Here is a 15,036-nt window from a genome sequence, read left to right on the forward strand (position 1 = left end):
ACGAAGAACTCCGCATTCGACGCGAGCGGGTTAGCTCAGATGTCCAGCACTTCCGTCTCGGCGAATTCCGCGCGTTCCTGGATGAAGCGGAAGCGGGCTTCCGGCTTGGTGCCCATCAGCGCGTCGACCGCATCCTTGGTCGCCGCCTCGGCATCGATCACGTCGACCCTGAGCAGCGTGCGCTTTCTCGGGTCCATGGTGGTTTCCTTGAGCTGGGCGGCCATCATTTCGCCCAACCCCTTGAAGCGGCCGATTTCGACCTTGCCGCGCCCGGTGAACTCGGTGCGCAGCAGTTCGTCCTTGTGCGCATCGTCGCGGGCATAGGCGACCTTGCCGCCTTGGCGGATCGAGTAGAGCGGCGGCACCGCCAGGTAGAGATGGCCGTCGCGGACCAGGCTCGGCATCTCCTGATAGAAGAAGGTGATCAGCAGCGAAGCGATGTGGGCGCCGTCGACGTCGGCGTCGGTCATGATGATGACCCGGTCGTAGCGCAGATCCTGATCGCGGTATTTTGACCGCGTGCCACAGCCAAGCGCCTGGATCAGGTCGGAAATCTGCTGGTTGCCAGCCAGCTTGTCGTTGCCGGCGCTGGCGACGTTGAGAATCTTGCCGCGCAGCGGCAGCACTGCCTGGCTGGCGCGGTCGCGCGCCTGTTTCGCCGAGCCGCCGGCCGAATCGCCCTCGACGATGAAGAGCTCGGCGCCGGCCGCGGCATTCTGCGTGCAGTCGGCGAGCTTGCCGGGCAGGCGCAGCTTGCGCACCGCGCTCTTGCGCGAGACTTCCTTCTCCTGGCGGCGGCGCACCCGCTCGTCAGCACGCGCGATCACCCATTCGAGCAGCTTCGAAGCTTCCTGCGGGTTGTCGGCCAGCCAGTGGTCGAAGGGGTCGCGGATCGCGGCCTCGACGATCCTGATCGCCTCGATCGTCGCCAGCCGGTCCTTGGTCTGGCCGACGAATTCCGGCTCGCGGATGAACACCGACAGCATGCCCGCCGCCGAGATCATGACGTCTTCCGAGGTGACGATCGAAGCGCGCTTGTTGCCGACCAGCTCGGCATAGGCGCGCAGGCCGCGCGTCAAGACGTTGCGGAAGCCGGCCTCGTGGGTGCCGCCTTCGCCGGTCGGAATGGTGTTGCAGTAGGAATTGAGGAACCCGTCGCCGCCGAACCAGGTCACCGCCCATTCGAGCGAGCCGTGGCCGCCTTGCCTGTCGCTTTTGCCGGCAAAGATTTCGCGGGTGACCTGGAATTCGTCGCCGAGCGAGGCTTTCAGATAATCCTTGAGGCCACCGGGAAAATGGAACTCGGCCTTGGCCGGCGTCGTGTCCTTCTCCTTGATCAGCGAGGGGTCGCAGGTCCAGCGGATCTCGACGCCACCGAACAGATAGGCTTTCGAGCGCGTCATCCGGTAGAGCCGCGCCGGCTCGAACGCCGCACCCTTGCCGAAGATCTGCTCGTCGGGATGGAAGCGTATCCTGGTGCCGCGGCGGTTATGCACCTCGCCGAGCTGCTCCAGACCGGTCACCGGAACGCCGCGCGAAAAGCGCTGGCGATAGAGCTGGCGGCCGCGCGCGACCTCGACCTCGAGATGGTCCGACAGCGCGTTGACGACGGAGACGCCGACGCCGTGCAGGCCGCCCGAGGTTTCGTAGACCTTGCTGTCGAACTTGCCGCCCGAATGCAGCGTCGTCATGATGACTTCGAGCGCCGGCTTCTTGAATTTCGGATGCGGATCGACCGGAATGCCGCGGCCATTGTCGGTCACCGCCAGATATCCGTCGGCCGAAAGCTCGACATCGATGAAAGTCGCGTGGCCGGCGACCGCCTCGTCCATCGAATTGTCGATGACCTCGGCGAACAGATGGTGCATCGCCTTGTCGTCCGTGCCGCCGATATACATGCCGGGCCGCCGCCGCACCGGCTCCAGCCCTTCCAGAACCTCGATGTCGGCGGCACTGTAGCTCTCGCTGCCGTCGCGGGATGCCGGGCGCTTCGCCGCCTGCACCAGCGGGTCGGCCGGGCGCGCGGTGGCGCGAACCGGTTGCGGCTGCTTGTCCAAATTGCCGAAAAGATCGTTGCTGTCGTTCATGCTGGTCCTGGATTGCGATGCTGCGAATCACCACCCGATACTGCCACGCTTTTTGCGGGCAGGCGACGGAGGTTCCCGTTACGTTCGAGGATAGAGCCTCTTACTGCAAAACCATTCGACAACCAAGCGGCGGAAATGGGCCGAGGGCATCGACGCTTTGTAAACCTTGTCCGGAGGTTACGCCGGAAGGTTGGCCGAAAAAGGGTATTCGCGGATTGCTGCTGACCTAGAATGCGGCAGAACCCGAGAAGAGGCTGTCGCTTACGCATGTTGGATTACAGTTCGCTCCTGCTTGCGGCAGCGCTGTCGGGCACGTGCCTCAGCATCACCCTGTTTGCGATCTGGTGCACCGCGCCACAGGCACGCTTTGTGCTGACGGTGGCGTGCGGCATTCTCGTGCTCGTCGCACATGTGGTCTTGTTCTGGCACTATGCCAAGCATCCCAGCCCCTGGCTTTGCCAGATTGTACTTGCGCTTCTCAGCCTGGGCCTTCTGACCCTCTGCCTGTCGGCCATGCAGTATCTCGGCGTCCATGACTACAGGCGCGCCATCTTGCCGACCCTGGCTGCGATGGCGGTTTGCGCAGGCGCGACGTCGCTGGGCTTTGACGGCGTCGGCTTCATCGTCACCTACGCGACGGTAACGGCGCTGCTCTCGCTTATCGGGGTGATGTTCTGGATCAAAGGTGGTCATGATCGCCGGATATTGCTGGTCGTTTCGTTCCTGAGCGGCGTCTGTGCGCTGTCCTTCGGACTTTGCGGCGCGGTCCTGCTGGTCAAGGGCCAATGGGTGCTCGGCGTTGCGCCCGACAACTGGGCCGAACGGTTGAATTCCGCCGTGGCGGTCGCCTGCATGACGGGGCTCGGCGCATTGACGCTCTCCCTGCACCATTTGCAGGCGCAGATCGAACTGAAGGCCGAGACCATGACCGACCCATTGACCGGGCTGATGAACCGGCGGGCGTTGACGGCATTCTACGGCGAGCGGATTTTCGGCCCGTTCATGTCCGTCGCCATGTTCGACCTCGACCATTTCAAGAAGACGAACGATGTATTCGGTCATCCGGTTGGCGATCAGGTTCTGCGCCGCTTCGCCGCTGTCGTCAGAAAATACTCCAGGACCGGCGTCGACGCCTTCCGGCTGGGCGGCGAGGAATTCGTCCTCGTCATGTCGCGGATGACTGAAGAGAAGGCTTACGACATTGCGAGCAAGATCAGCGTCGCCTTCGGCACGGAAGTCGTCGCCACCCAGCTTGGTCCGTTGCGCAGCACAGTCAGTGGCGGCATCGGCTTTGGCGGGACGGATGGCACCAGTCTCGACAATGTGCTGGCCGAAGCCGACGCCGCACTCTATGCGGCAAAGCGCGCCGGGCGAAATCGCGTCGTCGCCCAGAACAAGGCGAGCAAGGCCGACGCGCCGGCCTTGCGTTCTGCCTGATTGAGGCTTCTATCTTCTTGTTAGACCATGATCTTGTCCGAAAACCGGATTCCACTTTTCGGGATCATGGTCTACTCCGCCGCCCCCAGATATTCCGACAGCGGCGGGCAGGAGCAGACGAGGTTGCGGTCGCCGGCGACATTGTCGATGCGCGACACCGGCGGCCAGTATTTGGCTGACGTGTCGGCATCGCCGGCGGGGTAGGCCGCCTCCAGGCGCGAATAGGGATGGGTCCACTGGCCGGCCAGCGCCTCGGCGGCGGTATGCGGCGCATTGACCAGCGGATTGTCGGCTAGGGGCCATTCGCCTTTCGCCACCTTGGCTGCCTCGCCTGATATCGCGATCATCGCCTCGCAGAAGCGATCGAGCTCGCGCTTGGGCTCGGACTCGGTCGGCTCGACCATCAGCGTGCCGGCGACCGGAAACGACATGGTCGGCGCATGGAAACCATAGTCGATCAGCCGCTTGGCGACGTCGTCGACGCTGATGCCGGCACTGTCCTTGAGCACGCGGGTATCGAGGATGCATTCATGCGCGACGCGCTCGTGCCTGCCCTTGTAGAGCACCGGGAAATGCGCTCCGAGCCGCGTCGCCACATAATTGGCGGAAATGATCGCCGTCTCGGTCGCCTGCTTCAGGCCCGAAGCGCCCATCATCCGGATATACATCCAGGTGATCGGCAGGATCGAAGCGCTGCCGAACGGTGCAGCCGACACGGCATGGCCCGAGCCTTCGACGACGTGGCCGGGCAGATAGGGTTGCAAATGCGCCTTGACGCCGATCGGGCCGACCCCGGGACCGCCGCCGCCATGCGGGATGCAGAACGTCTTGTGCAGATTCATGTGGCAGACGTCGGCGCCGATGTCGCCGGGGCGGGCGAGACCGACCAGCGCGTTGAGGTTGGCGCCGTCGAAATAGACCTGGCCGCCATGCTCATGGACAAGGGCACAGAGGTCGCGCGCGCCTTCCTCGAAAACGCCGTGCGTCGAGGGATAGGTGAACATCAGCGCCGCAAGGTCTTGCGCATGCTCGTCCGCCTTGGCTTTCAGGTCGTCGACGTCGATGTTGCCGTCTTCGGTGCAGCGCACGACGACGACGTTCATGCCGGCCATCGCCGCACTCGCCGGATTGGTGCCATGCGCCGATGACGGGATCAGGCAGACCGTGCGGTGAGCTTCGCCGCGTGAGCGGTGATAGCCGCGAATGGCGAGCAGCCCGGCATACTCGCCTTGGCTGCCGGCGTTGGGCTGCAGGGTCACCGCGTCGAAGCCGGTGATCTCCGCCAGCCAGGCTTCCAGTTCGTCGATCATGGCGCGGTAACCGGCCGAATGGCTTGCCGGGGCGAAGGGATGCAAATTGGCGATATCAGGCCAGCTTACCGGCATCATCTCGGCGGCGGCATTGAGTTTCATCGTGCAGGAGCCGAGCGGGATCATGGCGCGGTCGAGCGCCAGGTCCTTGTCGGCCAGCCGGCGCAGGAAGCGCATCATGTCGGTTTCCGAGTGGTTTTCGCGGAAGACAGGCTGCGTGAGAAACGCCTTGCCGCGCGGTTTTCCGGGCATGGTGCTGCCGACGGCTGCGCCCGGCTTGGCGCCGAACAGCGCCGCGATCGCCTCCAGATCGGCATCGGTCGAGGTTTCGTCGAAGCTGATGCCGATGCGGTCGGCGTCGATGACGCGCAGCAATCGGCCGGTCTTTTCGGCTGCGGCGCCAATCGCCCCGGCTCTGCCTTTCACTTCCACCGTCACCGTGTCGAATCGGCTTGCGCCAAGCACCGAGATTCCTGCTGCCTTGAGACCGTCAGCCAGCCGGTTGGCCAATGCATGGATTCGGCCGGCAATCGCCTGCAGCCCGGCAGGGCCGTGCCAGATCGCATAGGCGGTCGCCATGTTGGCGAGCAGCGCCTGCGCGGTGCAGATGTTGGAGGTCGCCTTGTCGCGGCGGATATGCTGTTCACGCGTCTGCAAGGCGAGGCGATAGCCGGGCCGGCCCTTGCTGTCGGTGGACTGGCCGACCAGGCGGCCGGGCATCAGCCGCGTCAGCCTGTCGGAAACGGCGCAATAAGCGGCATGCGGCCCGCCAAAGCCCATCGGCACGCCGAAGCGCTGCATCGGGCCGACGGCGATGTCGGCGCCAAGCGCTGCCGGCGCGTCGGTCAGCGTCAGGGCGAGCGGATCGGCAATGAAGACGACCAGCGCGCCGGTGGCGCGAGCTTTCTCAATTGCCGCCCTGTGGTCGCCATAGACGCCAAACGTATCGGGCCAGGAGACCAGCAGAGCGGCTGTGTTGTCGTCGATCGTGTCACCGTCGACCTCGATGCCGAGCGGCTCGGCGCGGGTGCGCACGACGTCAAGCGTCTGCGGATGCGGCGTGCCGGCCAGCGCCACCTTGGTCCGCTTATCGCGGTGGTGGCGTAACGCGATGCCGACTGCTTCGGCCACCGCCGTCGCCTCGTCGAGCAACGAGGCCGACGCGACCGGCAGCCCGGTCAGTTCGGTGACCAAGGTCTGGAAATTGAACAGCATTTCGAGCCGGCCCTGGCTGATCTCGGCCTGGTAGGGCGTGTAAGCCGTATACCAGGCCGGGTTCTCGAACAGGTTGCGCTGGATGACCGGCGGCACGTGGACGCCGTGATAGCCGGCGCCGATGAAGCTCTTCAAAACTGTATTTTTCGCCATTGTCGCTGACAGCTCGGCCAGCGCCTCGGCTTCGCTCGCCGGGGCCGGCAAGGCCAGCGGCCGGTCGAGCCGGATCGATTTCGGCACAGCCTGGCTGATCAGCGTCTCGACCGACGGAACGCCGATCGTCGCCAGCATGGCTCTGACATCATTGAGGCCGGGGCCGATATGGCGGGCCGAGAAGGAGTAGGGTGCTGCGGTCATCTTTCCTGGTCCTGCTCTCTCAACCAATATGGGCTTTGTAGGCGGCCTCATCCAGGAGACCTTCGAGTTGGCTTTCATCGGCCAGCTTCATCTTCCACAGCCAGCCGTCGCTGGCCGCCGCCGAATTGACCAGGGACGGATCAGACGAAAGCGCGGTGTTGGCCTCGGTGATCTCGCCGTCGACCGGCGCATAGACGTCCGATGCCGCCTTGACCGATTCGACCACGACGGCGGTATCGCCCTTGGCCAGCTTTTTCCCTGGCTCCGGCAATTCGACGAAGACGAGATCGCCGAGCTGTTCCTGCGCGTAGTCGGTGATGCCGATGGTGGCGATACCGCCTTCGACGCGGAGCCATTCGTGATCTTCAGTGAAATAGGTCTTTGCCATGAAGTTCATCCTTTGCGGTAGCGATGCGGCGTGAAGGGCAGGGGATTGATATCGATCGGGATTTTGGTCCCGCGAACGTCGGCGAAGAGTTTTGCGCCGGGTTTGGCCAGCGACGCCTGGACGTAGCCCATGGCGACCGGATGGCCGGCCGAGGGGCCGAAGCCGCCGGAGGTGACGTGGCCGGCGGGTTTGCCGTCGGCATCGAAAAGGGCAGCACCGGGACGCACCGGCTGGCGGCCTTCCGGCTTCAGGCCGACGCGTTTCTGCGCCGGGCCGCGCTCCAGGATTGAACGCAAGGCGTCGGCGCCGATGAAAGCGCCAGAGGCGCGAACCTCCTTCGGGATCGCCCACATCAGCCCGGCGCTGGCCGGGTCCATCTCAGGCGTGATGTCCAGTCCGTGCAGGCACAGCCCTGCTTCGAGCCGCAGGCTGTCGCGGGCGGCCAGCCCAACCCACATCACTCGTTCGTCCTCGAGCAGTTTGGCGACGAGATTTCGCGCATCCGCTTCCGGCAGGCCGACCTCGAAGCCGTCCTCGCCGGTATAGCCCGAGCGGCTCATGAACCAGTTTTCGCGCGGCTCGAAGCCGTGCATGAACAGCAGCGATCCGGTTTCGATGCCGGCGCGCGACAGGGCGGCCCAGGCTTCGGGACCCTGGATTGCCAGGAAGACGCGGTCGAGTGCTTCAATCTTGGCGTCAAAATCCGCCTTGGCATCAAAGTCGGCAAGCTCACGAAGGTGTTTTTCGTCGGCTTCAGCATTGCCGGCATTGGCGACGACCATGAAGCGTTGCCGGCCGAGCCTGGTGACGATCAGATCCTCGATGATGCCGGCCGCTTCATTGAGAAAGAACGTGTATTTGGACTGGGAAATCTCAAGCGCGCTGGCGTCGAACGGGCAGGCACGATTGAGCAGTGCTTCAGCGCCCGAGCCACTGATCTCGAGCAGCTTCATGTGTGAGATGTCGAACAGGCCGGCATGTTCGCGGGTATGAAGGTGCTCCTTCATCACGCCGGCCGGATAGGTGAGCGGCATCGACCAGCCGGCGAACGCGCCAAAGCGCGCACCGGCGGCCACGTGCAGGTCTTCGAGGGGAAGGTGTTTGGTGTCGTCGCCCGTCATGTCGTCTCCAGAGTCGCACGCAATCGGCCGCGAATGGCGACCAGTCCGTGCCCCTCTGTCTGAAGCCTGAGAGACTCGCGCCCCGTAACTCTGTCGGCAGCGCTTACACCTTCGGCGCGGGGCGAAAAAAGCCCCGACTTTCCAGAGTGTCTTTCCCGTCTACGGTTCTTTTTGCCTGAGAGATTTCGGGCGATTTCCCCTTCGGCGGCAGCTCTCGCTGCTCTCTCCCGCAAACAGGTAGGACTCAATTTGAGCCCTCGACTCGTCATCCATAGCCTGTCGGCGACACCTTGTCACCTGCCAGCGACAGCGTTGCGATCAAATGCCGCCGTACCAGTCGTAGCCATTGTCCTCCCAGTAGCCGCCCCTGCCGCCGCCGATGGCGGCGAAACTGTCGACCAGTTCGATCTTGCGGAGATACTTTGGCATCTTGTAGCCGATCTGGCGCTCGACGCGGACGCGCAGCGGCGCACCGTTCTCGACCGGCAGCGGCTTGCCGTTCAGGCCATAGGCAAGGATCGTCTGCGGGTGACGGGCATCGATCAGGTCGATCGAGCCGTAATATTTGATGTCGCCGGACAGGCTGCGGTCGATCGTGTCGAGGCAATGGAACATGACATAGCGTGCCTGCGGCTTGACCACCGCCTGGTCCAGCACCAGCGACAGCGGCGTGCCGGTCCATTTGGCGATGCAACTCCAGCCTTCGACGCAGTCGTGGCGGGTGATCTGGGTGCGGCTCGGCATGTTCATCAATTGCTCGCGGGTCAGCGACAGCGGCTTTTCGACGAGGCCGGAAACCTCGAGCCGCCAGTCGGCGAAATTGTTGGCGAGCAGGCCCTTGTAGACATCGTCGTCCGGCGCGGTGACGCCGTTCGGCCGCTGCGGCTGGCGAATGTCGGCTTCGGTGAATTCCGGCGCAAGCGAATCGCCGGCGAGCAGGCGTTGCGCGCGCCAGGTCAGGCCGTTGGCGCCTTCAAGGAAGCTGCGCAGGCCCTCGCCGACACGAAGCTGGCTGTCGAAGGCATCGCAACCCGACAGCATGATGCCGGAGACGCCGAGGCTTGCCGAGGTCAGGAATTTTCTGCGGCTGATTACAAACTTTGCCATCTCACGCACTCCTCTGCGGCGTCTTGCTGCCATGCTCCGGCGGATCGGTTCGGTACCAACCGGTGATGATGGAACGCAGCTCGTTGATCGGGCCGGCGGCGAAGATCATCAGCATATGGATGATGAAGAAGGCGACGAGCAGCAGCATTACTATGAAATGAATGGTCCGCGCCGTCTGCCGGCCGCCAAGCAGATCGTTGAGGAACGGCAGCGCCGCGTTCATGCTCGGCGACATGGCAAGGCCGGTGATGATCATCAACGGCAGCAGCACGAACATCACGCCGCCATAGGCCATCTTCTGCAGCGTGTTGTACTCGCGCGTTTGGTGAAACTTGAATTTGGCATGATCGACGATGTCTCGCGGCAAGCGCCTGAGATCGGCGATGCGCGGGACAAGATCGCGGCGCAGATGACCGTTGATCAGGCTGGCGACCAGCCACACGACCAGGGTCGTGGTCAGTATCCAGGCAAAGAAGAAATGGACGACGCGGGCCGTGCCGAGGTCGTAGTAGGAGGGGATCGTCGCCCAGGACGGGAAGGCGCGGGCCGTCTCCCGACCCGCCGGCCCCGACCAGCCGAGCACACCGGTTGTGTCGAAGCGCTTGCCGAAGATTTCGGTGTAGCCGCGCGGGCCGTTTGCGGTGTTCTCGGCGCCGATGGCGAAGATGGTGTTGTTATAGGCGAATCCCGATTCCTTGCCGATATAGAGCTGCGGGCGGGCGTTGAAGATCTGCAGGCCGGAAAGCAGCATGAAGAACAGCGAAATGGCCCAGAGCCAGTGCGTCAGCCGCGTCCAGCGCGACTGCCGGTAGATCAGCGTCGCATCCTTCGGCGCGGCAGTATCTGGCCCGACGGTTGATTGGCTCCTGGCCACCGATTGCATTTTTTCGCGTCCTTCCGGCCGCTCAGTCGGCCTTTCCGATCGTTCTCCTCCCAATACGTCGCCGGCCAAAGCGATGTTTCATCCGATCACGGAATTATTACAGCCTGCCCGGTGCTACCGGCTCCCGAAACTGACGGCGAGGTTGACCGCGGCAGCGACGATCACTGTATTGATAAAGAACGACACGATCGAATGCAAAAGCACGATACGACGCATTTGCGTGGTCGAGACCGCGGTATCGGAGGTCTGTGAGGTCATACCGATGGTGGCCGAGACGTAGAGAAAATCCCAGCCGTCCGGCTCCTCCTTGCCGGGAAACGAAAGGCCGCCGACGGGCTTTTTCTGCTTCGATTTGCTGCCGGGATCGGTCTCTTCGTCGTTGACCCAGTAAACATGTGCGTAGTGCAGCGCGGTCATGGCGTGGATGGTGAACCAGCCGAGCGGGATCGACAGCAGCGCAAAGGTGAGTTCGACACGATGCGCGCTGCCCTCGCGATTGATCAATTGGAACAGCGAGATGATGACAACGGTGACGACAATCAGCGTCACCGCAAAGATGATTAGCACCGGCTGGTCGGTGGCCCGCGCGTTCTTGGTCAAAAAGCGGCCGGTGAGCAGCGGCATCTGGGCGACGACGATGACGGTGTAGGCGGCGAAAAACGCATTGGCGCCGATCGAAAAGGCCAACGGAGTGCGCAAGACCAGCGGGATCGCTAGTGCCACTACACCGATGCAGGCCGACACCGCGAACTGCATGTGGCGGTGCAGTGGTGTCTTCAGGGGCGTCTCGGTCGTCATGGCCCGGCCTCTGATGGCGGTCCGTCTTACCGCCGCTCGTCTTTTAGGGCTCGAACATTATAGCACTTTTGACTGTGCGCATGATGCCGAAGATCGATTCCGATTTTGCTGCGCTGACCTCCGGTTCGGGGTCAAGCGCTAGCCCAGCGCGGCGGATTTCAGCGCACGCCGCAAGATGCGGTCGAGCTCGCCGAGAAACCGCGAGCGGTCCTGCGGCGCGAAACTGGCGTTGTAGCCCTTGCTTTCGCCGGTCTCGCGCAGATGCTGCTTGAGGTCGCGCATCGCCACCGCCATGCCGATCGTTTCCGGCGTGAACGGGCGTCCGGTCGGCCCCAGCACATAGGCGCCGAGCGCCACCGTGCGGGCTGCAAGCGGGATGTCTGATGTCACCACGATGTCGTTGGGCTTGGCATTGTCGACGATCCAATCGTCCGCCGCGTCGGCGCCCTTGGACACGACGACGTTGCGGATCATCGGGTCACGCGACGGACGCAGGCCGCCATTGGAGACAAAGGTGACGACGACGCCATGGCGCTCGGCGACTTTCTCGACCTCGGCCTTCACCGGACAGGCATCGGCATCGACGTAAATGGCGGGTGCGGGCATGGTTCGTTCCAAGCGTATGAAAGCCGGGCATTGGCCAGAGCGGTCAAAGGTAGGCGCTGCCCGTCATTGCCCTGCCGGGCATTTCTCCCCGTATAGTGACGGGGAGAAAGGCTGTCGCAAAGGATTTCGCTAATCTTCAGCGAGGCAGAATGCGTGCCGACGTTGCGATCAGCCCCTTCTCCCCGTCACTATACGGGGAGAAGATGCCGGCAGGCAGATGAGGGGCAGCGCAAACCTAAGCGATTGCCTTGCGTCCTCCCGGCCACGTCGCGATTTCTTAGTAAACCACCACGCTCCTGATGCTCTTGCCCTCATGCATCAGATCAAAACCCTTGTTGATGTCCTCCAACTTCAGCGTGTGGGTGATCATCGGGTCGATCTCGATCTTGCCGTCCATGTACCAGTCGACGATCTTCGGCACGTCGGTGCGGCCGCGCGCGCCGCCGAACGCGGTGCCCATCCAGGTGCGTCCGGTGACCAACTGGAACGGCCGCGTCGAGATCTCCTGACCGGCGCCGGCAACGCCGATAACCACCGACTTGCCCCAGCCGCGGTGCGATGCCTCAAGCGCCTGGCGCATCACCTTGGTGCTGCCGGTGCAGTCGAACGTATAGTCGGCGCCGCCGATCTGGTCGGCGCCGCGTTTTGTCATGTTGACGAGATAGGGCACGATATCGCCGTCGATCTCCTTCGGATTGACGAAATGCGTCATGCCGAATTTCTCGCCCCATTCCTTCTTGTCGTTGTTCAGGTCGACGCCGATGATCATGTCGGCGCCGGCCAGGCGCAGGCCCTGGATGACGTTGAGGCCGATGCCGCCGAGGCCGAAGACGGCGGCCGTGGCGCCGATCTCGACCTTGGCTGTGTTGATCACCGCGCCGATGCCTGTGGTGACACCGCAGCCGATATAGCAGATCTTGTCGAAGGGCGCGTCGGGATTGACCTTGGCGACCGCGATCTCGGGCAGCACGGTGAAGTTGGAGAAGGTCGAGCAGCCCATATAGTGGAAGATCTTGTCCTTGCCGATCGAGAAGCGCGACGAGCCGTCCGGCATCAGCCCTTGCCCCTGCGTGGCGCGGATCGCGGTGCACAGATTGGTCTTTCTGGACAGGCAGGACGGGCATTGCCGGCATTCCGGCGTGTAGAGCGGGATGACGTGGTCACCCTTCTTGACCGAGGTGACGCCCTTGCCGACATCGACGACGATTCCGGCGCCCTCATGGCCGAGGATCGCCGGAAAAATGCCTTCGGGATCGGCGCCCGACAGCGTAAATTCGTCGGTGTGGCAGATGCCGGTCGCCTTGATCTCGACTAGCACCTCGCCGGGCTGAGGGCCGTCGAGGTCGACCTCCAGGATTTCCAGCGGCTTTCCGGCGGCGACAGCGACAGCGGCACGGGTTTTCATCGGGGCTCTCCTCTCAAGCCAAATCGGCAATCGAGGCGAGCTTTAGCGTATCTGCAGGTTCAGGACTATGGGACGAATTGACAGTTCGGTGCCCGGTTTTGGTCGGCACCAGGCGACTCGGCACCCCGGATATGCGCCTACGTGCCTTGACCGGCCGGGCCAAGCCCATAAAAGAAAGGCAGCCGAGGGAATAAAACCCGCATGTTCACAAAAATCCTGATCGCCAATCGTGGCGAGATCGCCTGCCGCGTCATCAAGACGGCTCGCAAGATGGGCATCGCCACCGTCGCGGTCTATTCGGACGCCGATCGTGACGCCGTGCATGTCGAGATGGCCGACGAGGCTGTACATATCGGGCCTTCGCCAGCCTCACAAAGCTATCTGGTGCCGGAGAAGATCATCGCCGCCTGCAAGGCGACGGGTGCTGAAGCCGTGCACCCCGGCTACGGGTTTTTGTCCGAACGCGCCTCCTTCTGTGAAGCGCTGGAGAACGAAGGCATCGTCTTCATCGGCCCGAAACCCGGAGCGATCAGGGCGATGGGCGACAAGATCGAATCGAAGAAATTCGCCAATGCGGCCAAGGTCAGCACGGTGCCCGGCTGGCTTGGCGTCATCGAGAATGCCGGTCATGCCGAGAAAATAGCCGGCGAGATCGGCTATCCCGTGATGATCAAGGCCTCGGCCGGCGGCGGCGGCAAGGGCATGCGCATCGCCTGGAGCAAGGCCGAGGTGCGCGACGGGTTCGATCGGGCGCGGTCGGAGGCCAAAAGCTCGTTCGGTGACGACCGCGTCTTCATCGAAAAGTTCGTGGTCGATCCGCGCCACATCGAAATCCAGGTGCTGGCCGACGCGCATGGAAATGCGCTTTATCTCGGCGAGCGCGAATGCTCGATCCAGCGCCGCAACCAGAAGGTCGTCGAAGAGGCGCGTTCCCCTTTCCTCGATGCCAGGACCCGGAAAGCCATGGGCGAGCAGGCGGTGGCGCTGGCCAGGGCGGTCGACTACCAGAGCGCCGGCACGGTGGAGTTCATCGTCGATAGTGAAAAGAACTTCTATTTCCTTGAAATGAATACACGATTGCAGGTCGAGCACCCGGTGACCGAGCTCGTCACCGGCATTGACCTGGTCGAGCAGATGATCCGTATAGCAGCCGGCGAAAAGCTCGCTATCAAGCAAAGCGACGTCAGGCTGAACGGCTGGGCCGTGGAAAGCCGGCTCTACGCCGAGGACCCGTATCGCAATTTCCTGCCGTCGATCGGCCGGCTGACGAGATACCGGCCGCCGCAAGAGGGACAGTTCGGCGACATCGTCATCCGCAACGATACCGGGGTTGCCGAGGGTTCGGAAATCTCGATGTTCTATGACCCGATGGTCGCCAAGCTGTGCACCTGGGCGCCGACGCGGCTCGCAGCGATAGACGCCATGTCCGAAGCGCTCGACAGTTTTGTCGTCGACGGCATCGAGCACAACATGCCGTTCCTGGCAGCACTTATGCAGCATCCGCGCTGGCGGGAAGGGCGGATATCGACCGCATTCATATCAGAGGAATATCCGGACGGCTTCGCGCCGATCGTGCCTGATAGCGAGGAAACGGCCGTGCTCGCAGCGATCGCCACCGCGGTCGAACTGCTGCGCCGCGACCGGCTCGACCGGCTCGGCGGGCGGCTGGCGCCGCATTCGGGTGTGCTGAAACGCGACTGGGTGGTAAAGATCGGCAAGGATTACCTTTCGGCCTCGGTTCTCGAAGGCATGATCTCAATTCCGCTGGCGATTGGTCTGTCGATTGACGGCGGCACGGCGCTGACGGTCACGTCCGACTGGCGTCCGGGCGACCTGATCTGGCGCGGCACGGTCGGCGACCGAAGAATCGCCGCGCAGGTCAGGCCGGTGCTGAACGGGCTTCGCGTCGCCTGGAAAGGCATGTCGGTGAGCGTACGCGCCATGCTGCCGCGCACCGCCGAACTCGAAAGGCTGATGCCGGAAAAAGTGGCGCCCGACACCTCGAAGATGCTGCTCTGCCCGATGCCCGGCCTTGTCGTGTCGATCGCCGTTGCCGAAGGGCAGGAGGTCAAGGCCGGCGAGACGCTGGCGGTCGTCGAGGCGATGAAGATGGAAAACGTGCTGCGCGCCGAGCGCGATCTCACCGTGTCGAAACTCAAGGCAAAACCGGGCGACAGTCTCGCCGTCGACGCGGTGATCATGGAATTTGCGTGAGGATACAAGGCAATCGCATTGGTTGGCGCTGCCCCTCATTGCCCTGCCGGGCATTTCTCCCCGTATAGTGACGGGGAGAAAGACGCCTTCGCACAGGATTTCGCCAAT

General features: G+C 63.4%; 11 protein-coding genes and 1 riboswitch. Of the genes, 2 read left to right on the plus strand and 9 right to left on the minus strand.

Going from position 1 to position 15,036, the window contains the following annotated elements; translation table 11 throughout:
• Window positions 1-35 precede the first annotated feature (35 nt).
• Window positions 36-2,087: a DNA topoisomerase IV subunit B gene (parE, locus tag AC0L3D_RS11220; RefSeq protein WP_023801056.1), complete on the minus strand. Its 2,052-nt coding sequence runs from the start codon at window positions 2,085-2,087 to the stop codon at window positions 36-38.
• A gap of 267 nt (window positions 2,088-2,354) precedes the next feature.
• Here parE and AC0L3D_RS11225 point away from each other — a divergent pair, with 267 nt between their 5' ends.
• Complete coding sequence (locus AC0L3D_RS11225) at window positions 2,355-3,524, plus strand: GGDEF domain-containing protein (RefSeq protein ID WP_027156274.1); 1,170 nt, start codon at window positions 2,355-2,357, stop codon at window positions 3,522-3,524.
• Between the two features lie 71 nt (window positions 3,525-3,595).
• On the opposite strand, the gene gcvP is transcribed toward AC0L3D_RS11225, so the two are convergent.
• The 8 genes from gcvP to AC0L3D_RS11265 all read right to left on the minus strand — a co-directional run bounded on the left by gcvP (window position 3,596) and on the right by AC0L3D_RS11265 (window position 12,714).
• Window positions 3,596-6,406 carry an aminomethyl-transferring glycine dehydrogenase gene (gcvP, locus tag AC0L3D_RS11230; RefSeq protein ID WP_473535332.1) on the minus strand — a complete coding sequence of 937 codons (2,811 nt, stop codon included), beginning with the start codon at window positions 6,404-6,406 and terminating at the stop codon, window positions 3,596-3,598.
• 19 nt (window positions 6,407-6,425) lie between these two features.
• On the minus strand, window positions 6,426-6,794 hold the full coding sequence (gene gcvH, locus AC0L3D_RS11235) for a glycine cleavage system protein GcvH (RefSeq protein WP_027156276.1): 369 nt from the start codon (window positions 6,792-6,794) through the stop codon (window positions 6,426-6,428).
• 5 nt (window positions 6,795-6,799) lie between these two features.
• Window positions 6,800-7,915, minus strand: a complete 1,116-nt coding sequence (gene gcvT / locus AC0L3D_RS11240) for a glycine cleavage system aminomethyltransferase GcvT (RefSeq protein ID WP_473644344.1) — start codon at window positions 7,913-7,915, stop codon at window positions 6,800-6,802.
• A gap of 152 nt (window positions 7,916-8,067) precedes the next feature.
• Window positions 8,068-8,155: riboswitch (glycine riboswitch) on the minus strand.
• Window positions 8,156-8,233: 78 nt separating this feature from the next.
• Window positions 8,234-9,022, minus strand: coding sequence for a molybdopterin-binding protein (locus tag AC0L3D_RS11245; RefSeq protein WP_287257975.1), 789 nt, complete (start codon window positions 9,020-9,022; stop codon window positions 8,234-8,236).
• A 1-nt stretch (window position 9,023) separates the two neighbouring features.
• A complete protein-coding gene (locus tag AC0L3D_RS11250; protein WP_473535331.1) occupies window positions 9,024-9,905 on the minus strand; it encodes a cytochrome b/b6 domain-containing protein in 882 nt (293 codons plus the stop codon).
• A gap of 114 nt (window positions 9,906-10,019) precedes the next feature.
• A complete protein-coding gene (locus AC0L3D_RS11255; RefSeq protein WP_473644346.1) occupies window positions 10,020-10,703 on the minus strand; it encodes a DUF1345 domain-containing protein in 684 nt (227 codons plus the stop codon).
• 138 nt (window positions 10,704-10,841) lie between these two features.
• Window positions 10,842-11,309 (minus strand): YaiI/YqxD family protein, encoded by a 468-nt coding sequence (locus AC0L3D_RS11260; RefSeq protein WP_473476912.1) that lies wholly within the window; start codon window positions 11,307-11,309, stop codon window positions 10,842-10,844.
• Between the two features lie 277 nt (window positions 11,310-11,586).
• Window positions 11,587-12,714, minus strand: coding sequence for an S-(hydroxymethyl)glutathione dehydrogenase/class III alcohol dehydrogenase (locus AC0L3D_RS11265; RefSeq protein ID WP_236374391.1), 1,128 nt, complete (start codon window positions 12,712-12,714; stop codon window positions 11,587-11,589).
• 201 nt (window positions 12,715-12,915) lie between these two features.
• Here AC0L3D_RS11265 and AC0L3D_RS11270 point away from each other — a divergent pair, with 201 nt between their 5' ends.
• Window positions 12,916-14,928: an acetyl-CoA carboxylase biotin carboxylase subunit gene (locus AC0L3D_RS11270; protein ID WP_473644348.1), complete on the plus strand. Its 2,013-nt coding sequence runs from the start codon at window positions 12,916-12,918 to the stop codon at window positions 14,926-14,928.
• Window positions 14,929-15,036: the final 108 nt, after the last annotated feature.

This window comes from Mesorhizobium sp. WSM4837 (genome assembly GCF_055811435.1).

Excerpts from the sequence above, each read along its gene's own strand:
- parE (WP_023801056.1), bottom strand. The coding sequence starts at position 2,087 with ATGAACGACAGCAACGATCTTTTCGGCAATTTGGACAAGCAGCCGCAA.
- AC0L3D_RS11225 (WP_027156274.1), top strand. The coding sequence starts at position 2,355 with ATGTTGGATTACAGTTCGCTCCTGCTTGCGGCAGCGCTGTCGGGCACG.
- gcvP (WP_473535332.1), bottom strand. The coding sequence starts at position 6,406 with ATGACCGCAGCACCCTACTCCTTCTCGGCCCGCCATATCGGCCCCGGC.
- gcvH (WP_027156276.1), bottom strand. The coding sequence starts at position 6,794 with ATGGCAAAGACCTATTTCACTGAAGATCACGAATGGCTCCGCGTCGAA.
- gcvT (WP_473644344.1), bottom strand. The coding sequence starts at position 7,915 with ATGACGGGCGACGACACCAAACACCTTCCCCTCGAAGACCTGCACGTG.
- AC0L3D_RS11245 (WP_287257975.1), bottom strand. The coding sequence starts at position 9,022 with ATGGCAAAGTTTGTAATCAGCCGCAGAAAATTCCTGACCTCGGCAAGC.
- AC0L3D_RS11250 (WP_473535331.1), bottom strand. The coding sequence starts at position 9,905 with ATGCAATCGGTGGCCAGGAGCCAATCAACCGTCGGGCCAGATACTGCC.
- AC0L3D_RS11255 (WP_473644346.1), bottom strand. The coding sequence starts at position 10,703 with ATGACGACCGAGACGCCCCTGAAGACACCACTGCACCGCCACATGCAG.
- AC0L3D_RS11260 (WP_473476912.1), bottom strand. The coding sequence starts at position 11,309 with ATGCCCGCACCCGCCATTTACGTCGATGCCGATGCCTGTCCGGTGAAG.
- AC0L3D_RS11265 (WP_236374391.1), bottom strand. The coding sequence starts at position 12,714 with ATGAAAACCCGTGCCGCTGTCGCTGTCGCCGCCGGAAAGCCGCTGGAA.
- AC0L3D_RS11270 (WP_473644348.1), top strand. The coding sequence starts at position 12,916 with ATGTTCACAAAAATCCTGATCGCCAATCGTGGCGAGATCGCCTGCCGC.